Origin of the sequence: Nocardioides sp. (genome assembly GCF_047606145.1) — a bacterium.
Lineage (GTDB): Bacteria > Actinomycetota > Actinomycetes > Propionibacteriales > Nocardioidaceae > Nocardioides.
This window is the reverse complement of record NZ_JASGET010000008.1, coordinates 1-12,712: the sequence shown is the minus strand read 5'-3', so window position 1 is coordinate 12,712 and position 12,712 is coordinate 1. Positions and strand designations below refer to the sequence as shown.

The window sequence follows — 12,712 nt, the reverse complement described above, 5'->3', positions numbered from 1 at the left end:
AGCCGTCCGTGTATGAATCGTTTCATAGATGCGAGGAACCGTGTCCGCCTCCTGCCCCACGCCCGAGACCGTCCCACTGGACACCTCGATGAGTCGCCGTACGGTGCTCCAGATCGGCGCGATCCTGGGTGCCGCCGGTGCCGTGGGGGCGACAGGCCTCGGTGCGGCCGCAGCGTCCACGCCGGCGACACCGGGTCTCGGTGCTGCCCAGGTGGCCGGCCAGTTCGCCGACCCGCCGGCTCGGGTCCGCGCGGGATTCCGGTGGTGGTGGCCGCACGGACTGGTCGACCCGGCCGAGATCGCGCGCGAGGTCGATGCGGTCGCCGACGCCGGCTTCGGCCTGCTGGAGATCTCCGACGTTCATCACAGCGTCGAGACCGCCCTCGACCCCGTGGGTCACGGCTGGGGAACCGCGGCCTGGCGGGCGGGCGTCGAGGCCGCGCTCACCCGGGCGAAAGCCCGCGACCTGCGGGTCGACATGACGATCGGGCCGGCCTGGCCGGCGGCGGTGCCGACGATCACCCCGGACTCGGTCGCCGCCGCGCACGAGCTCGCGCACGGCGAGGCGAGCGTGCCGTCCGGCACCACCTTCGACGGCCCGCTGCCGGACCCGGTGGTGGCGGCGGCCGACGGCGTCAGCGCACGGAAGCTCATCGCGGTCCAGGTCGCCAAGGTGCTCGAGCGTCCGGCGAAGCCGCCGGTCCAGCTCGACCCGACCTCGGTCACCGACGTCACCGACCAGGTCAGCGACGGCACCCTGACCTGGACCGCCCCCGATGATGGTGGCGAGTGGATCGTCCTCTCCTACTGGGAGCGCGGCACCGCCCAACAACCCGAGTCCGGGCCACACACGAGCCCGCTCGCCTATGTCGTCGACCACTTCTCCGCCGCAGGCGCCCAGGCGGTCTTCGACTACTGGGACGAGGCAGTGCTCACCCCGACGATCACACGCCTGCTCAGGCAGGTCGGCGGCAACGTCTTCTGCGACTCCATCGAGCTGGAGTACGACGCGACGCTGTGGACCCCGGGCTTCCTGGACGAGTTCCGGCACCGCTACGGCTACGACCTGACGCCGTACCTGTCCGCGATCGTGCAGGTCAGCGAGAAGTACGCCTACGTCCTCGACGCCACCTTGAGTGGACAGGTCCGCTTCGACGTCAGCGAGGCGCTCGGCCGGCTCTACGTCGAACGCCACCTGACTCCGGTGACCCGATGGGCCCGACGGCTGGGGATGGGACTGCGGCTGCAGGCCTACGGCATCACCCTGGACTCGGTCGCGGCCGCGGCCATCCTCGACGTCCCGGAGGGCGAGTCGCTCGGCTTCAAGAACCTCGACGACTACCGCATCCTCGCCTCGGGCCGCGACATCGCCGGCAGGTCGGTCCTCTCCTGTGAGGCGGCCTGCTACGCCGGTGGCGCCTACAACACCACCTGGCAGAAGGCGCTGGTGACGGTGGGCAGCTTCATGGCCGGTGGCGTGAGCCAGGGCGTGAGCCAGAGCGTCTTCCACGGCTATCCGTACCGGGATGTCCCCGGCGCGGCGTGGCCCGGCTTCGCCGCGTTCTCGCCCTACCACGGCGCTCCCGGGTACGGCGAGGCCTGGGGTCCGCGAATGCCCAGCTGGCGACACGTCGCCCCGATCGCCGATCATCTCGGGCGGACTCAGCTGGTCCTCCAATCCGGCGTCCCGCAGACCGACGTCACCATCTTCCGGCAGCGTGGCGCGGCCGGCACCGGCATCGGCGCCCGCTACTTCACGAACGACGGGATCCCGATCGGCTGGACGCACGCCTTCCTCACCGACGCGGTGATGGACCTCGTGCCGCCGATGGTCCGGCGGGGCCGTCTCTACCCCGATGGGCCCGCCTACAAGGCGCTCATCCTGGCCGGCGACCCCTTCGCCAGTGAGGAGACGGCCATCCCGCTCGCCTCCGCCCGGCGGATCCTGGCGATGGCCGAGCACGGGCTGCCGATCGTCGTGGTCGGCGACTGGTCGCAGGCGCACGGCACCGGCAACGCCGACGAGGCGGAGAACGCGGCCATTCGCAGGATCATCGCCGAGCTCCTCGGCCGGTCGAAGGTCGCCGTCGTGTCCGACTACACCAAGATCCCCGACGGCCTCGCCGCCCTCGGCATCGAGCGCACCGTCACCCATGACAGCTCGACCCTGATGCACCTCCACCGGGTCGTCGAGCGGGCCGACCTGTTCTACCTCGCCAACGCTCGGCACGCCGAGAACCGCACGCTCGTCCAGGTGTCCCAGGACGTGACCCTGACCGCGAGCAACGCAGACGCACTCCCCTACCGGCTCGACACCTGGACCGGAGCCATCGAGCCGATCGCGCAGTTCACCCGCGACGGAGCGCGGTTCACCGTGCGGGTCACGCTGAACCCCGGCGAGAGCACCGTCATCGCCCTGGCCGCACCCGGCGTGCTGACCGGGCGGCGCCGGCCGGCCCGGTCGGTGACCGCGACTGAGGCGGACCTGGTCCGCTACGACGGCACCCGGCTGGTGGTGCGCTCACTGACCGGCGGCACGGTGACGAGCACGCTCGACTCGGGCCGGACCGTCTCCACCACGGTTGCCGCCCCGCCCGCCGCGCCGCAGATCGGCACGTGGACGCTGGAGGTGGAGGACTGGCGGCCCGGCGACGAGATCTGGGAGACGGCCGTGTCGACCTCCACCCGGACGCTCGACACACTCGCGGCGTGGACCGAGATCGACGGGCTCGAGGACGTGTCCGGGATCGGGCGCTACACCACGACGCTCACCCTGCCCGCCGACTGGACCGGTGCGGGTGCCTACCTGGACCTCGGCACCGTCTTCGACACCGTCAAGGTCACCCTGAACGGCACCGAGGTCGCTCCGGTGAGCCCGCTGGTGAGTCGGATCGACCTCGGCCGGGCGCTTCGTCCCGGAGAGAACACGCTCCGGATCGAGACCTCCACCACGCTGTGGAACCGGTTGCGCACCACCAGCCCGGAGGTGTTCGGCTCCTCGGCACGCCAGTCCTACGGCCTACTCGGGCCGGTGAAGATCACGCCGTACCGCGAGGCCCACGTGTGAGGAGATCCGCGGGCAGCTGCGCCAGCGCCGTGGCCACCGCCCGATGGAACGTCGGGTAGGCATAGATCATCGTCGACATCGTCTCGAGCGGGATCTCGGCATGGACCGCCAAGGTGAGCATCGAGAGGACCTCGCCGGCGTAGGGACCGACCGCCGTGGCACCGACCAGGACGCCGCGGTCGGCGTCCGCGACGAGCTTGACCAGGCCGTTTGCGCCGGGGCCGTGGGTGAAGCCTCGAGAGCCGAGGTCGGCCTGGCCCGTCGCGACCGCCAGGCCCGCCGCTCGCGCGGCCTGCTCGGTGAGTCCGACACCCGCCACCTCGGGCTCGGTGAAGGTGACGTGCGGCAGCGCTCGATAGTCGGCGCGGCGCCGGTCCTCGTCCAGGAGCTGGCGCCGCACGATGTTCGCCTGGTAGGTCGACACGTGGGTGAACGCGCCTCGACCGGCCGCGTCACCGATCAGCCAGAGCGCGGAGGCGCCCATCACGCGGAGCTGGTCGTCGACCTCGAGCCCGGCAGGATCGAGACCGAGCACGTCGAGACCGAGATCCTCCAGATTAGGCCGGCGTCCGGTCGCCACCAGGATCGCGGCGGCGCTCGCCTCGCGGCCGTCCTCGAAGGTGACGGTGACCTCGTCACCGCCGGTCACCGAGCGTGCCGCCGCATTCGTCATCACCGTGACCCCGTCGTCGCGAAGCGCTTCGGTCACCACCCCGGAGGCCTCGGGCTCGTCGCGCGGCAGCAGCCGCTCGCCGCGCTGGGCGATGGTCACCGCCACCCCGAACCGGGCGAACGCCTGGGCGAGCTCCACCGCGACCGGTCCGCCGCCGAGCACCACCAGCGAGCCCGGCAGCGCGGTGAGCCGCACCGCCTCCCGGTTGGTCAGATAGCCGGCCTCGGCCAGACCGGGCAGGTCCGGCACGGCCGGCCGCGTCCCCGGATTGAGTACGACGCCCCGGCTGGCCCGGACCACCCGCGGCGCACCGCCGTCCGCAGGTGTCACGCTCACCTGGCCCGGCCCCGAGATCCGGCCGATCCCGTGCATCACCTCGGCGCCGGCGGCGACCAGCCGGTCGACCGCCGCCTCGTCCGACCAGCCATCGGTCGCCTCGGTGTCCAGTCGGTGCGCGACCCGCGCCCAGTCCGGTCGGACGGTGACCTCGCCGGCCAGCTCGTTCGCCCGGCCGGCCTCGGTGAGGGTCTCGGCGGCGCGCAGCATCATCTTGGTCGGGATACAGGCGTAGTAGGGGCACTCCCCACCCACCAGGTGCTTGTCCACCACGAAGGTCCGCAGGCCCGCCGAGGCGGCGGCCAGCGCGAGCGACTCCCCGCCCGGCCCGGCGCCGACGACGACCAGATCGACCTCCTCGGGAGTGCTCACAGCAGGCCCGCGGAGGTGAGGAACTCCTCGGCCACGTCGGTGGTCTTCTCCCGGTCGACGGAGATCTTCCCGTTGAGCTCGGTCAGCTTCTCGGTGGTCAGCGCCGACATCAGCGGGTTGAGCACATCCGCCACGTCCGGGTGCGCGCTGAGGAAGTCGGTGCCCACGGCGGGCACCAGGTTCTGCGCCGGCTGGATCTGCTTGTCGTCGGTGAGCACGACCAGGCCCTGGGAGTCGAGGGTGCCGTCGGTCGTGCTGGTCTCACCGAGCTGGGACTCGCCGTCGAGCACCGACTTGTAGGTCTGGTCGCTGGCGTAGCCCAGCGGGAGCACCTTGGTCACGTCGATGCCGTACTTCGAGCTCAGCCCGCCCTCGCAGTCCAGTCGGCCCTCGCAGTCGGCGGCGGCGGCCAGGACGACCTTGGTGCCCTTGAGGTCGGAGAGGGTGGAGACGTCGTTCGCCTCGGCGTACTTCTTGGTGACGAAGAAGGCGTTGGTGTCGGTGGCGGTGGACTGGTCCAGCAGGGTGATGCCGGCCTTCTTGAGCAACCCCGCGCCCTGCTTGGCCAGGGTCGCCCCGTCACCGGCGGTGTACTCCTTGGCGTTGTCGCCGCCGGCCTTGGCACTGAGCGCGTTGACCAGCCCGCCGACGTATTCCGGCACCACGTCGACCTGGCCCGGGAAGATGCCCAGGTAGGCGTCGCGGGTGTCGACCAGCTTCACCGTCGGGTCGTAGCCGGCGTGCGAGAGCAGATCCTCATACATCTGCGCGACCAGCGCCGCTTCGGGGAAGTTCTGGCTGGCGATCGTCACCGCGCCCTTCGCCTCGGTGCCACCGGAGTCCGAGGCCACCGAGGACGAGGAGTCCGACGAGCCGGACAGGTCGTCGCCGGCGCCACAGCCGGTGGCGAGCACGAGCACACCGACCGAGAACAGCGCTGCGGACAGCCGGCGAACATGACGTCGAGCGAACATGGCGAACCTCCGAGGATTAGGTGGTCTCCACCCTAGGGGCCAGGACCGACATTCTGACCAGCGCGGCGCAGCCGACCTCCAGGATCACCGCGACCACCGCCACGACCACCGCCCCGGCCAGTCCCTCGCCGTACTTGTTCCGCGCGAAGCCGTCGGTGATCACCCGACCCAGTCCCGGCCCCGCCACCAGGGCGGCGATGGTGGCGGTGGCCCACACCTGGACCATGGCCAGCCGGATGCCGGAGAAGACCAGCGGAAGCGCCAACGGGAGCTCGGCGCGCCAGAACCGCTGGGCCGCGGTCATGCCCATCCCCCGGGCGGCGTCCCTGACCGCCTCGGGGACCTCGCGGACGGCGACGTAGGCGTTGGTGATGATCGGCGGCAGCGCGAACAGCGCGAGCGCGATCAGCGTGGCCAGGCCGGCACGTCCGTACGGCCCGGCCGAGCGCACGCCGGGCCACGACGCGGTGACCAGCAGCGCCAACAGCGCGAAGACCGGGATCGCCCGGCCGATGGCGGACAGGTTGATCGCCAGCCAGCCACCGCGACCCAGATGCCCGAGCCAGAGGGCGACCGGCAGGCCGACCACCAGTGCGATCAGCAGCGCGGTGAGGGTGAGCAGCAGCTGCTGGGCCAGCAGTGGCGCCAGGCCGAGCTCGCCGTGCCAGCTGGCGCCGGTGGTCAGATAGCTCCAGGTGTCGCCGAAGAGTCTCATCGGCGCCACCGGGTCAGCATCCGGCCGCAGCCGACCAGGATCAGGTCGAGCAGCAGGGCGAGCACGACGCACAGCACGGCCGCGGTGAGCAGTTCGGCGCGGAAGTCGGTGCGCACCCCGTCGGCGATCAGGTTGCCCAGTCCGCCGTAGGAGACCAGCGATCCGATGGTGGTCAGCGCGACGGTGGAGACCGCCGCCACCCGCAGCCCGGCGAGGATCACCGGTGAGGCGAGCGGCAGCTCGATGCGCAGCAGCCGTCGGGCCGGGCCGTAGCCGAGCCCGACGGCGGCATCGCGCACCTCGGCGGGGACCGAGTCGAGGCCGTCCACCACCGCCCGGACCAGAATCGTCAGGGCGTACGCCGCCAGTCCGATCACGACGGTGGTCATGGTCAGTCCGGTGAACGGCACCAGCAGCGGCAACAGGGCCAGGCTCGGGATGGTGTAGAGCGCGGTGGTCAGCCCGAGCACACCGGTGCGCAGCCAGCCGAGCCGCCGCGCGACCAACGCCAGCGGCACCGCCACCACCAGCCCGAGCAGCAGGGCGAGCACGGTGATCTCCAGGTGCTGCACCGTCGCCTCCCGGATCTCCGCACCCCGGTCACGCCAGTAGGCAGGGCAGACCCAGTCGTTGACCAGCCGGCTGTAGCAGCTCGGCCCGGGCGAGATGGCCAGTAGGGTCACAGGCATGGACGTTACCGGGCCGATGATCGTGATGGACGGCGTGTCGAAGACGTACGCCGATCAGACCAGTGCGGTCCACGACCTCACCCTGGCCGTGGAGCGCGGGCAGATCGCCGCGCTGGTCGGTCCGTCCGGCTGCGGGAAGTCGACCACGCTGCGGATGATCAACCGGCTGATCGAGCCCACCGCCGGCCGGATCAGCGTCGCCGGCCGGGACGTCGCCGTCACCGACCCGGTCGAGCTGCGTCGCGGCATCGGCTACGTCATCCAGCAGGTCGGCCTCTTCCCCCACCAGCGGATCCTGGCCAACGTGATGACGGTGCCGTCCCTGCTCGGCACGCCGCGGGCGCAGGCCCGGGCCCGGGCCGAGGAGCTGCTCGAGCTGGTCGGGCTGCCACCGGCGACGTACGCCGCTCGCTATCCGCACCAGCTCAGCGGTGGTCAACAGCAGCGGGTGGGAGTGGCCCGAGCGCTCGCCGCGGACCCGCCGGTGCTGCTGATGGACGAGCCGTTCGGTGCGGTCGACCCGCTGGAGCGACGCCGGCTGCAGGACGAGTTCGCCCGGCTGCAGCGGGAGCTGGGCACCACCGTCGTGCTGGTCACCCATGACCTCGACGAGGCGGTGCGGCTCGGCGACCGGGTGGCGGTGATGGCGCCCGGCGGACGACTCGCCCACTGGGGCACGCCGGCCGAGGTGCTGGCGCATCCGGCCGACGAGTTCGTGGCCTCGTTCGTCGGCGCGGACTCCTCGCTGCGCCGACTCAGCGTCACGCCCATCACCGAGACCGCGCTCGAGCCGCTGGACGGCGTCGCGGCCAGCGGGCTGGCGGCGACGGTGCCGATCGGGGCCAGCCTGGAGGAGGCGCTGGCGCTGATGCTGGCCGACGACCGGCCGATGATCGGGGTGACCGACGGGCCGAGGTTCCTCGGCGTGCTCACCCCGGCGGGGGTGCACGCCGCGCTTCGGGCCGCCGGCTGATCGGGGACGGACCCGAGCCGGCTCAGCCGGCGACCGCGCTCCAGCGTCCCCGTCGGCGCACCACCTCGATCGGGTGGTCGAAGCACTCCGTGACGCGCTCGGAGGTCAGCACCGCATCGACCGGCCCGGCCGCCACCAACCGGCCCCGGCGCAGCAGCGCGGCATGGGTGGTCGAGGGTGGCAGCTCCTCGAAGTGGTGGGTCACCATCACGCTGGTCAGGCCGGGGTGGAGACGGGCAGGTCGGCGATGGTCCGGATCATCTGCTCGCGCGCGGCCACGTCCAGGCCGGTGGAGGGCTCGTCGAGGAGCAGCAGCGGCGGATCGGTCATCAGGGCCCGGGCGATCAGGGCCCGGCCGCGCTCCCCCTGCGACATGGTGTGCCAGTGCGGCTCGTCGTCGATCCCCATCGTCTTGAGCAGCAGCCGGGCGCGGTCCAGGACCGCCTCGGTCGGCTGCCAGCGCGGCACCAGCTCGATGGATCCGGTCTCGCCGGTGAGCACGATCTCCTCGGCGCTCAGATTGGAGCGCAGCGGATGCCGCGGGTTGACGAACCCGATCGAGCGCCGCAGCTCCCGCAGGTCGATGCGACCCATCCGGGCGCCCAGGATCGAGGCGCTCCCCCGGCTGGGGAACGTCACGGCACCGCAGATGTTGAGCAGCGTGCTCTTGCCGGCGCCGTTGGGGCCGATCAGCGCCCAGTGCTCGCCGCGGCGCACCACGAAGGTGATGTCGTCGAGCAGTCGCCGATCGTCGCGGATGAAGACGACGTCGTGCAGCTCGAGTGCGCTCTGGTCCACCCGGCCACTCAGTTCCGGTAGTTCTCGACGACGCTCGCCGGGCGCACCTCGGCATCCGCCGGGTCCTCGCCGGCGTTGCGGCGCGCGTCGCGCTGACGCAGCAGGTCCCAGCACTGGTCGAGCTCGGTCTCCACGGCGCGCAGGCGCTCGTGCTCCTCGCTCACCCCGATCCGGTGGTCGGAGAGCTGCTGGCGCAGCGTGTGCTCCTCGTCGGCGAGGCTGGTGATCCGCTGGCGAATGTCGAGATCCTCGGTCATGGGATCAACTGTGCCACTCACCCGGGCGAGGTGGGCGGACGATCCCGGTCGACCAGGTCGCTCAGATCGCTCAGATCGAGCCGAGCCGCGGCACCAGCGCGGTGACCTGTTCAGCCCACGGCACCGGGTCGGCGTACTGCGGCGGGGTCAGGCTCACCAGCGAGATGCCCAGGGCGGCGTAGGCCGCCATCTCGCGCAGGAACGCGTCGGCATCCTCGGTCGGGCCGCGGTAGAGCATGGTCTTCTCGATCGCGTCGTAGTCGGTGCCCAGCCGCTCGCAGTGGCCGCGCAGCACGTCGAGCTTGTGCCGGATGGTCTCGCGGCCCTCCTCGCCCGGGGCGCCGAACAGGTTGCAGGCCTGGGCGTACTGCGCCACCAGCCGCAGCGTCTTCCGCTCGCCACCACCGCCGATCAGGATCGGGACGGTGCCGCGCACCGGCCTGGGCAGGCAGATGGTCTCGGCGAGCTGGTAGTGCGTGCCGTCGTACGCGCCGTCGTCGTCGGACCACATCTGTCGCGCGATCTGGAGGGCCTCCTCCAGCCGCTCGAACCGCTCCGCGGTCGGCGGGAACGGTACGCCGAGACCGGCGTGCTCCCGGTCGTACCAGGCCGCCCCGATGCCGAGCAGCGCGCGGCCGCCGGAGAGCTGGTCGAGGGTGGTGACGGTCTTGGCGAGCAGACCCGGATACCGGTAGGTGACACCGGTGACCAGCAGGCTGAGCCGCACCCGCTCGGTCACGCCGGCCAGGTAGCCCAGGGTCGTGTAGCCCTCGAGCATCGGCTCGAACGGGCCACCGGAGTGGAGCATCTGGAACCAGTGGTCCATCACGGTGAACAGGCTGACGCCACCCTCGTCCGCGATCCGGGCGGTGGCGGTGAGCCGGTCGGTCAGGGTGGTCTCCCACTCGGGGTGGGTGAAGGTGAAGTAGTGCACGCCGAGGTCCATGGGTGCGACGTTAGCCCCGCGGTGGGAGGCCGAGTGTGAGAGCCCGAGGCGAGGGGCCCAGGGTCGGGCTCTACGATCGCCTCCATGCTCTCGCGCCTGCTCCCGGTCCTCGCCGCGGTGACCCTGCTCGCAACCCTGGCCGCCTGCGGCTCCTCCTCCGACGAGGCGTCGGACCCGGGCTCCACCTCCTCGGCAGCCACCTCATCAGTGGCCACGTCCTCGGCCGGTACGACGACCGGCGCGGGTGCCGTCTCGTGCTCCTACCCGAGCAGCGGGACCGCCGCCCGGAAGGTCGACACCCCGCCGACCACCGCGGCCTACTCCGGAACCGTCAAGGCGACGCTGGAGACCTCGATCGGCGACCTGACGATGAACCTGGACGCCGACTCCGCCCCGTGCACGGTCAACTCGTTCGCCTCGCTGGCCACGCAGGGCTTCTACGACGACACCTCGTGTCCGCGGCTGACCACCGCCGAGTCCGGCATCTCGGTGCTGCAGTGCGGCGATCCGACCGGGACCACCACCGGTGGACCGGGCTACTCCTTCGCCGATGAGTTGAACGGCGACGAGCACTACGGCAAGGGGGTGGTGGCGATGGCGAACGCCGGCACCGACACCAACGGGTCGCAGTTCTTCCTGGTCTACGCCGACTCCAGCTACCTCGACGGTGCCAACGCCAAGTACACGATCTTCGGCCAGCTCACCGCGCGGAGCGTCAAGGCGATCGCGAAGGCGGCGAAGGCCGGCACCACCACCGGTGAGGCCGACGGCACCCCAAAGAAGACGGTCGAGATCACCGGCGTCACGATCGGCTGACCCCGCGCCTGGCCGGGTGCTCGCGGCGCAGGGCCACCGGTAGGTAGGCGGCCCCAGAACCGTCCTTCGCCAGGACGTCGTCGGGGTTGGAGAACGCGCATCGCTGCAGCGACAGACAACCACACCCGATGCAGGAGTCGAGGCCGTCGCGCAGCTTCTCCAGCGCCCTGATCTGATCGTCCAGGCGGCGGCGCCAGTGCCGGGAGATGCGCTGCCAGTCGGCCCTGGTCGGCGTACGTTCGGCCGGCAGACAGGCCAGTTCGGCGCGCACCTCCTCCAGGGTGAGGCCGATGTTGGTGGCGGCGCGGATGAAGGCGAGCCGGCGCAGCACGCTGCGCTCGAAGGTGCGGTGTCCCCCGCCCGATCGGTGCGCGGCGATCAGGCCCTCGGCCTCGTAGAACCGGATCGCCGACGCGGCGAACCCGCTGCGTCTGGTGACCTCGCCCATGCTGAGCAGGTCGTGGGTGTCCTTGGGCACTCGGCTCACCTCCGAGGATTTCTCGCCGGATCCCTTGATCTCAAGTTCACTTTAGCTTGAAGACTGGCGTCATGAACAGAGACATCCCACCCACCGCACTGATCACCGGAGGCTCGGCCGGTCTCGGCCTGGCCCTGGTCCACGCACTGGGCGACGCCGGCTGGCAGGTCATCACCGACGCCCGCGACGCCCGACGCCTCGCCGAGGCCACCACGGCACTGAGCCCCGACGTCCTGCCGGTCCCCGGCGACGTCGGCGACCCGGCGCATCGCGACCGGCTGGCAGCCGCCGTGGCCACCGCCGGCCGACTCGACCTGCTGGTGCACAACGCCAGTGCCCTCGGACCGATGCTTCCGCTCGCCGAGGTCTCGGCCGAGCTCGCCGAGCCGGTCTGGCGGACCAACGCGCTCGCCCCGCTGCTGCTCACCCGGCGACTGCTCCCCCACCTGCTGGCCAGCGGCGGGCGGCTCGTCGGCATCTCCAGCGATGCCGCGGTCGAGCACTACCCCACCTGGGGCCTCTATGCCGCCAGCAAGGCAGCGCTCGACCAGGTCATCCTCACCCTCGGTGCGGAGACCGGCCTGACCGCGTACGCCGTCGACCCGGGCGACATGCGCACCGAGATGCACCAGCACGCCTTCCCCGGCGAGGACATCTCCGATCGTCCCGAGCCGGCCAGCGTCGTCCCGGCGCTGATGCGACTGTTCTCCGGCGCGCTGCCGTCGGGACGGTACCGCGCGGCGGACCTCGCCGCCCGGCGGGTCGACGACCCGAGCGTGGTGGCGTGATGAGCCTGCTGCAGGAGCGTCCGACGACCACCTTCCCCGACCCGGGTACGACGACGGCGCCGGCGCCCGCGGAATGGCGCGGCCTGGCCCGCGACGAGATCCGACTGCTGGTGGCGACCGGGGACGGCCTCCGACATCAGCGCTTCCGCGACCTTCCCGACCAGCTCCAGCCCGGCGACCTGCTGGTGGTCAACAACTCCGCGGTCGAGCCACGGCAGCTCGACGCGAACCTGGTGGGGCGCGGCCGGGTGATCGCCCATCTGGCGCAGCGCCTCGACCGGGACTCCTGGGTGATCGAGCTGCGGAGCAGCCCGAACGCGTCGCGGTCGGTGCTCGATGCCGATCCGGGTGACCAGGTCACCCTCGGACCGGCGCGGCTCACGCTGGTCGCCCCCTACCCCGGCCGGTCCTCCTCCCCGACGGGTCGAGGCAATCGGCTCTGGCGGGCCCGCGCCGAGGGGCCGGTCGAGGCCGAGCTGCGCGCCCACGCCCGACCGATCGCCTACGGCTACCTGGACCGGCGCTATCCGCTGTCCGCCTATCAGTCCGTCTTCGGGATCCGGCCGGGCAGCGCCGAGTCGCCCTCGGCGTCGCGGCCGTTCACCGCCGAGCTCGTCACCCGGCTGGTGGCCGGCGGGATCTCGCTCGCGCCGATCACCCTGCACACCGGCGTCTCCTCCCAGGAGGCCGGCGAGGCGCCCGGCGCGGAGTGGTTCGAGGTGTCGGCGAGCACCGCCCGGGTGATCCGGGAGACCGCGATCGCCGGTGGCCGCGTGATCGCGGTCGGCACCACCGCCGCCCGTGCGGTCGAGTCGGCGGTCGTCCGCCGG

14 protein-coding genes are annotated in these 12,712 nt (G+C 71.9%); 5 read left to right on the top strand and 9 right to left on the bottom strand.

The genetic code is table 11. The features are described from left to right. Positions 1-28: 28 nt before the first annotated feature. Positions 29-3,067 carry a glycosyl hydrolase gene (locus QM638_RS00545; RefSeq protein WP_415139976.1) on the top strand — a complete coding sequence of 1,013 codons (3,039 nt, stop codon included), beginning with the start codon at positions 29-31 and terminating at the stop codon, positions 3,065-3,067. Here QM638_RS00545 and QM638_RS00540 read toward each other — a convergent pair. The 4 genes from QM638_RS00540 to QM638_RS00525 are packed head-to-tail and all read right to left on the bottom strand — an operon-like array spanning position 3,039 to position 6,826. Continuing rightward, a complete protein-coding gene (locus tag QM638_RS00540) occupies positions 3,039-4,448 on the bottom strand; it encodes a dihydrolipoyl dehydrogenase family protein (protein ID WP_415139975.1) in 1,410 nt (469 codons plus the stop codon). The genes QM638_RS00545 and QM638_RS00540 overlap by 29 nt on opposite strands. After that, positions 4,445-5,422: an ABC transporter substrate-binding protein gene (locus QM638_RS00535; RefSeq protein ID WP_415139974.1), complete on the bottom strand. Its 978-nt coding sequence runs from the start codon at positions 5,420-5,422 to the stop codon at positions 4,445-4,447. Before QM638_RS00535 ends, QM638_RS00540 begins: the two co-directional genes overlap by 4 nt. Before the next feature lie 16 nt (positions 5,423-5,438). Beyond that, complete coding sequence (locus tag QM638_RS00530; RefSeq protein ID WP_415139973.1) at positions 5,439-6,137, bottom strand: ABC transporter permease; 699 nt, start codon at positions 6,135-6,137, stop codon at positions 5,439-5,441. Then, positions 6,134-6,826: an ABC transporter permease gene (locus QM638_RS00525; RefSeq protein WP_415139972.1), complete on the bottom strand. Its 693-nt coding sequence runs from the start codon at positions 6,824-6,826 to the stop codon at positions 6,134-6,136. Before QM638_RS00525 ends, QM638_RS00530 begins: the two co-directional genes overlap by 4 nt. Between QM638_RS00525 and QM638_RS00520 the strand changes: the two genes are divergently transcribed. Further along, complete coding sequence (locus QM638_RS00520) at positions 6,825-7,799, top strand: ABC transporter ATP-binding protein (protein ID WP_415139971.1); 975 nt, start codon at positions 6,825-6,827, stop codon at positions 7,797-7,799. The genes QM638_RS00525 and QM638_RS00520 overlap by 2 nt on opposite strands. Positions 7,800-7,821: 22 nt before the next feature. Here QM638_RS00520 and QM638_RS00515 read toward each other — a convergent pair whose 3' ends face one another. The 4 genes from QM638_RS00515 to QM638_RS00500 form a co-directional block, all read right to left on the bottom strand. After that, positions 7,822-8,010, bottom strand: a complete 189-nt coding sequence (locus QM638_RS00515; protein WP_415139970.1) for a hypothetical protein — start codon at positions 8,008-8,010, stop codon at positions 7,822-7,824. A 5-nt stretch (positions 8,011-8,015) separates the two neighbouring features. Then, complete coding sequence (locus QM638_RS00510; RefSeq protein ID WP_415139969.1) at positions 8,016-8,597, bottom strand: ABC transporter ATP-binding protein; 582 nt, start codon at positions 8,595-8,597, stop codon at positions 8,016-8,018. Between the two features lie 8 nt (positions 8,598-8,605). After that, positions 8,606-8,854, bottom strand: coding sequence for a DUF2630 family protein (locus QM638_RS00505; protein WP_415139968.1), 249 nt, complete (start codon positions 8,852-8,854; stop codon positions 8,606-8,608). Positions 8,855-8,924: 70 nt separating this feature from the next. After that, positions 8,925-9,800 (bottom strand): LLM class F420-dependent oxidoreductase, encoded by an 876-nt coding sequence (locus tag QM638_RS00500; RefSeq protein WP_415139967.1) that lies wholly within the window; start codon positions 9,798-9,800, stop codon positions 8,925-8,927. Positions 9,801-9,884: 84 nt separating this feature from the next. Between QM638_RS00500 and QM638_RS00495 the strand changes: the two genes are divergently transcribed. Further along, positions 9,885-10,616, top strand: a complete 732-nt coding sequence (locus QM638_RS00495) for a peptidylprolyl isomerase (RefSeq protein ID WP_415139966.1) — start codon at positions 9,885-9,887, stop codon at positions 10,614-10,616. Here the strand turns inward: QM638_RS00495 and soxR are convergent. Beyond that, positions 10,603-11,094, bottom strand: a complete 492-nt coding sequence (gene soxR, locus QM638_RS00490) for a redox-sensitive transcriptional activator SoxR (protein ID WP_415139965.1) — start codon at positions 11,092-11,094, stop codon at positions 10,603-10,605. The genes QM638_RS00495 and soxR overlap by 14 nt on opposite strands. Before the next feature lie 71 nt (positions 11,095-11,165). On the opposite strand from soxR, the gene QM638_RS00485 reads away from it, so the two are divergent. Next, positions 11,166-11,882: an SDR family oxidoreductase gene (locus tag QM638_RS00485; RefSeq protein WP_415139964.1), complete on the top strand. Its 717-nt coding sequence runs from the start codon at positions 11,166-11,168 to the stop codon at positions 11,880-11,882. Further along, positions 11,882-12,712 (top strand): S-adenosylmethionine:tRNA ribosyltransferase-isomerase (locus tag QM638_RS00480; RefSeq protein ID WP_415139963.1); only part of this gene is annotated, 831 nt, incomplete at its 3' end. The genes QM638_RS00485 and QM638_RS00480, both read left to right, overlap by 1 nt.

Excerpts from the sequence above, each read along its gene's own strand:
- QM638_RS00500 (WP_415139967.1), bottom strand. The coding sequence starts at position 9,800 with ATGGACCTCGGCGTGCACTACTTCACCTTCACCCACCCCGAGTGGGAG.
- QM638_RS00520 (WP_415139971.1), top strand. The coding sequence starts at position 6,825 with ATGGACGTTACCGGGCCGATGATCGTGATGGACGGCGTGTCGAAGACG.
- QM638_RS00495 (WP_415139966.1), top strand. The coding sequence starts at position 9,885 with ATGCTCTCGCGCCTGCTCCCGGTCCTCGCCGCGGTGACCCTGCTCGCA.
- QM638_RS00535 (WP_415139974.1), bottom strand. The coding sequence starts at position 5,422 with ATGTTCGCTCGACGTCATGTTCGCCGGCTGTCCGCAGCGCTGTTCTCG.
- QM638_RS00505 (WP_415139968.1), bottom strand. The coding sequence starts at position 8,854 with ATGACCGAGGATCTCGACATTCGCCAGCGGATCACCAGCCTCGCCGAC.
- QM638_RS00545 (WP_415139976.1), top strand. The coding sequence starts at position 29 with ATGCGAGGAACCGTGTCCGCCTCCTGCCCCACGCCCGAGACCGTCCCA.
- QM638_RS00525 (WP_415139972.1), bottom strand. The coding sequence starts at position 6,826 with ATGCCTGTGACCCTACTGGCCATCTCGCCCGGGCCGAGCTGCTACAGC.
- QM638_RS00530 (WP_415139973.1), bottom strand. The coding sequence starts at position 6,137 with ATGAGACTCTTCGGCGACACCTGGAGCTATCTGACCACCGGCGCCAGC.
- QM638_RS00485 (WP_415139964.1), top strand. The coding sequence starts at position 11,166 with ATGAACAGAGACATCCCACCCACCGCACTGATCACCGGAGGCTCGGCC.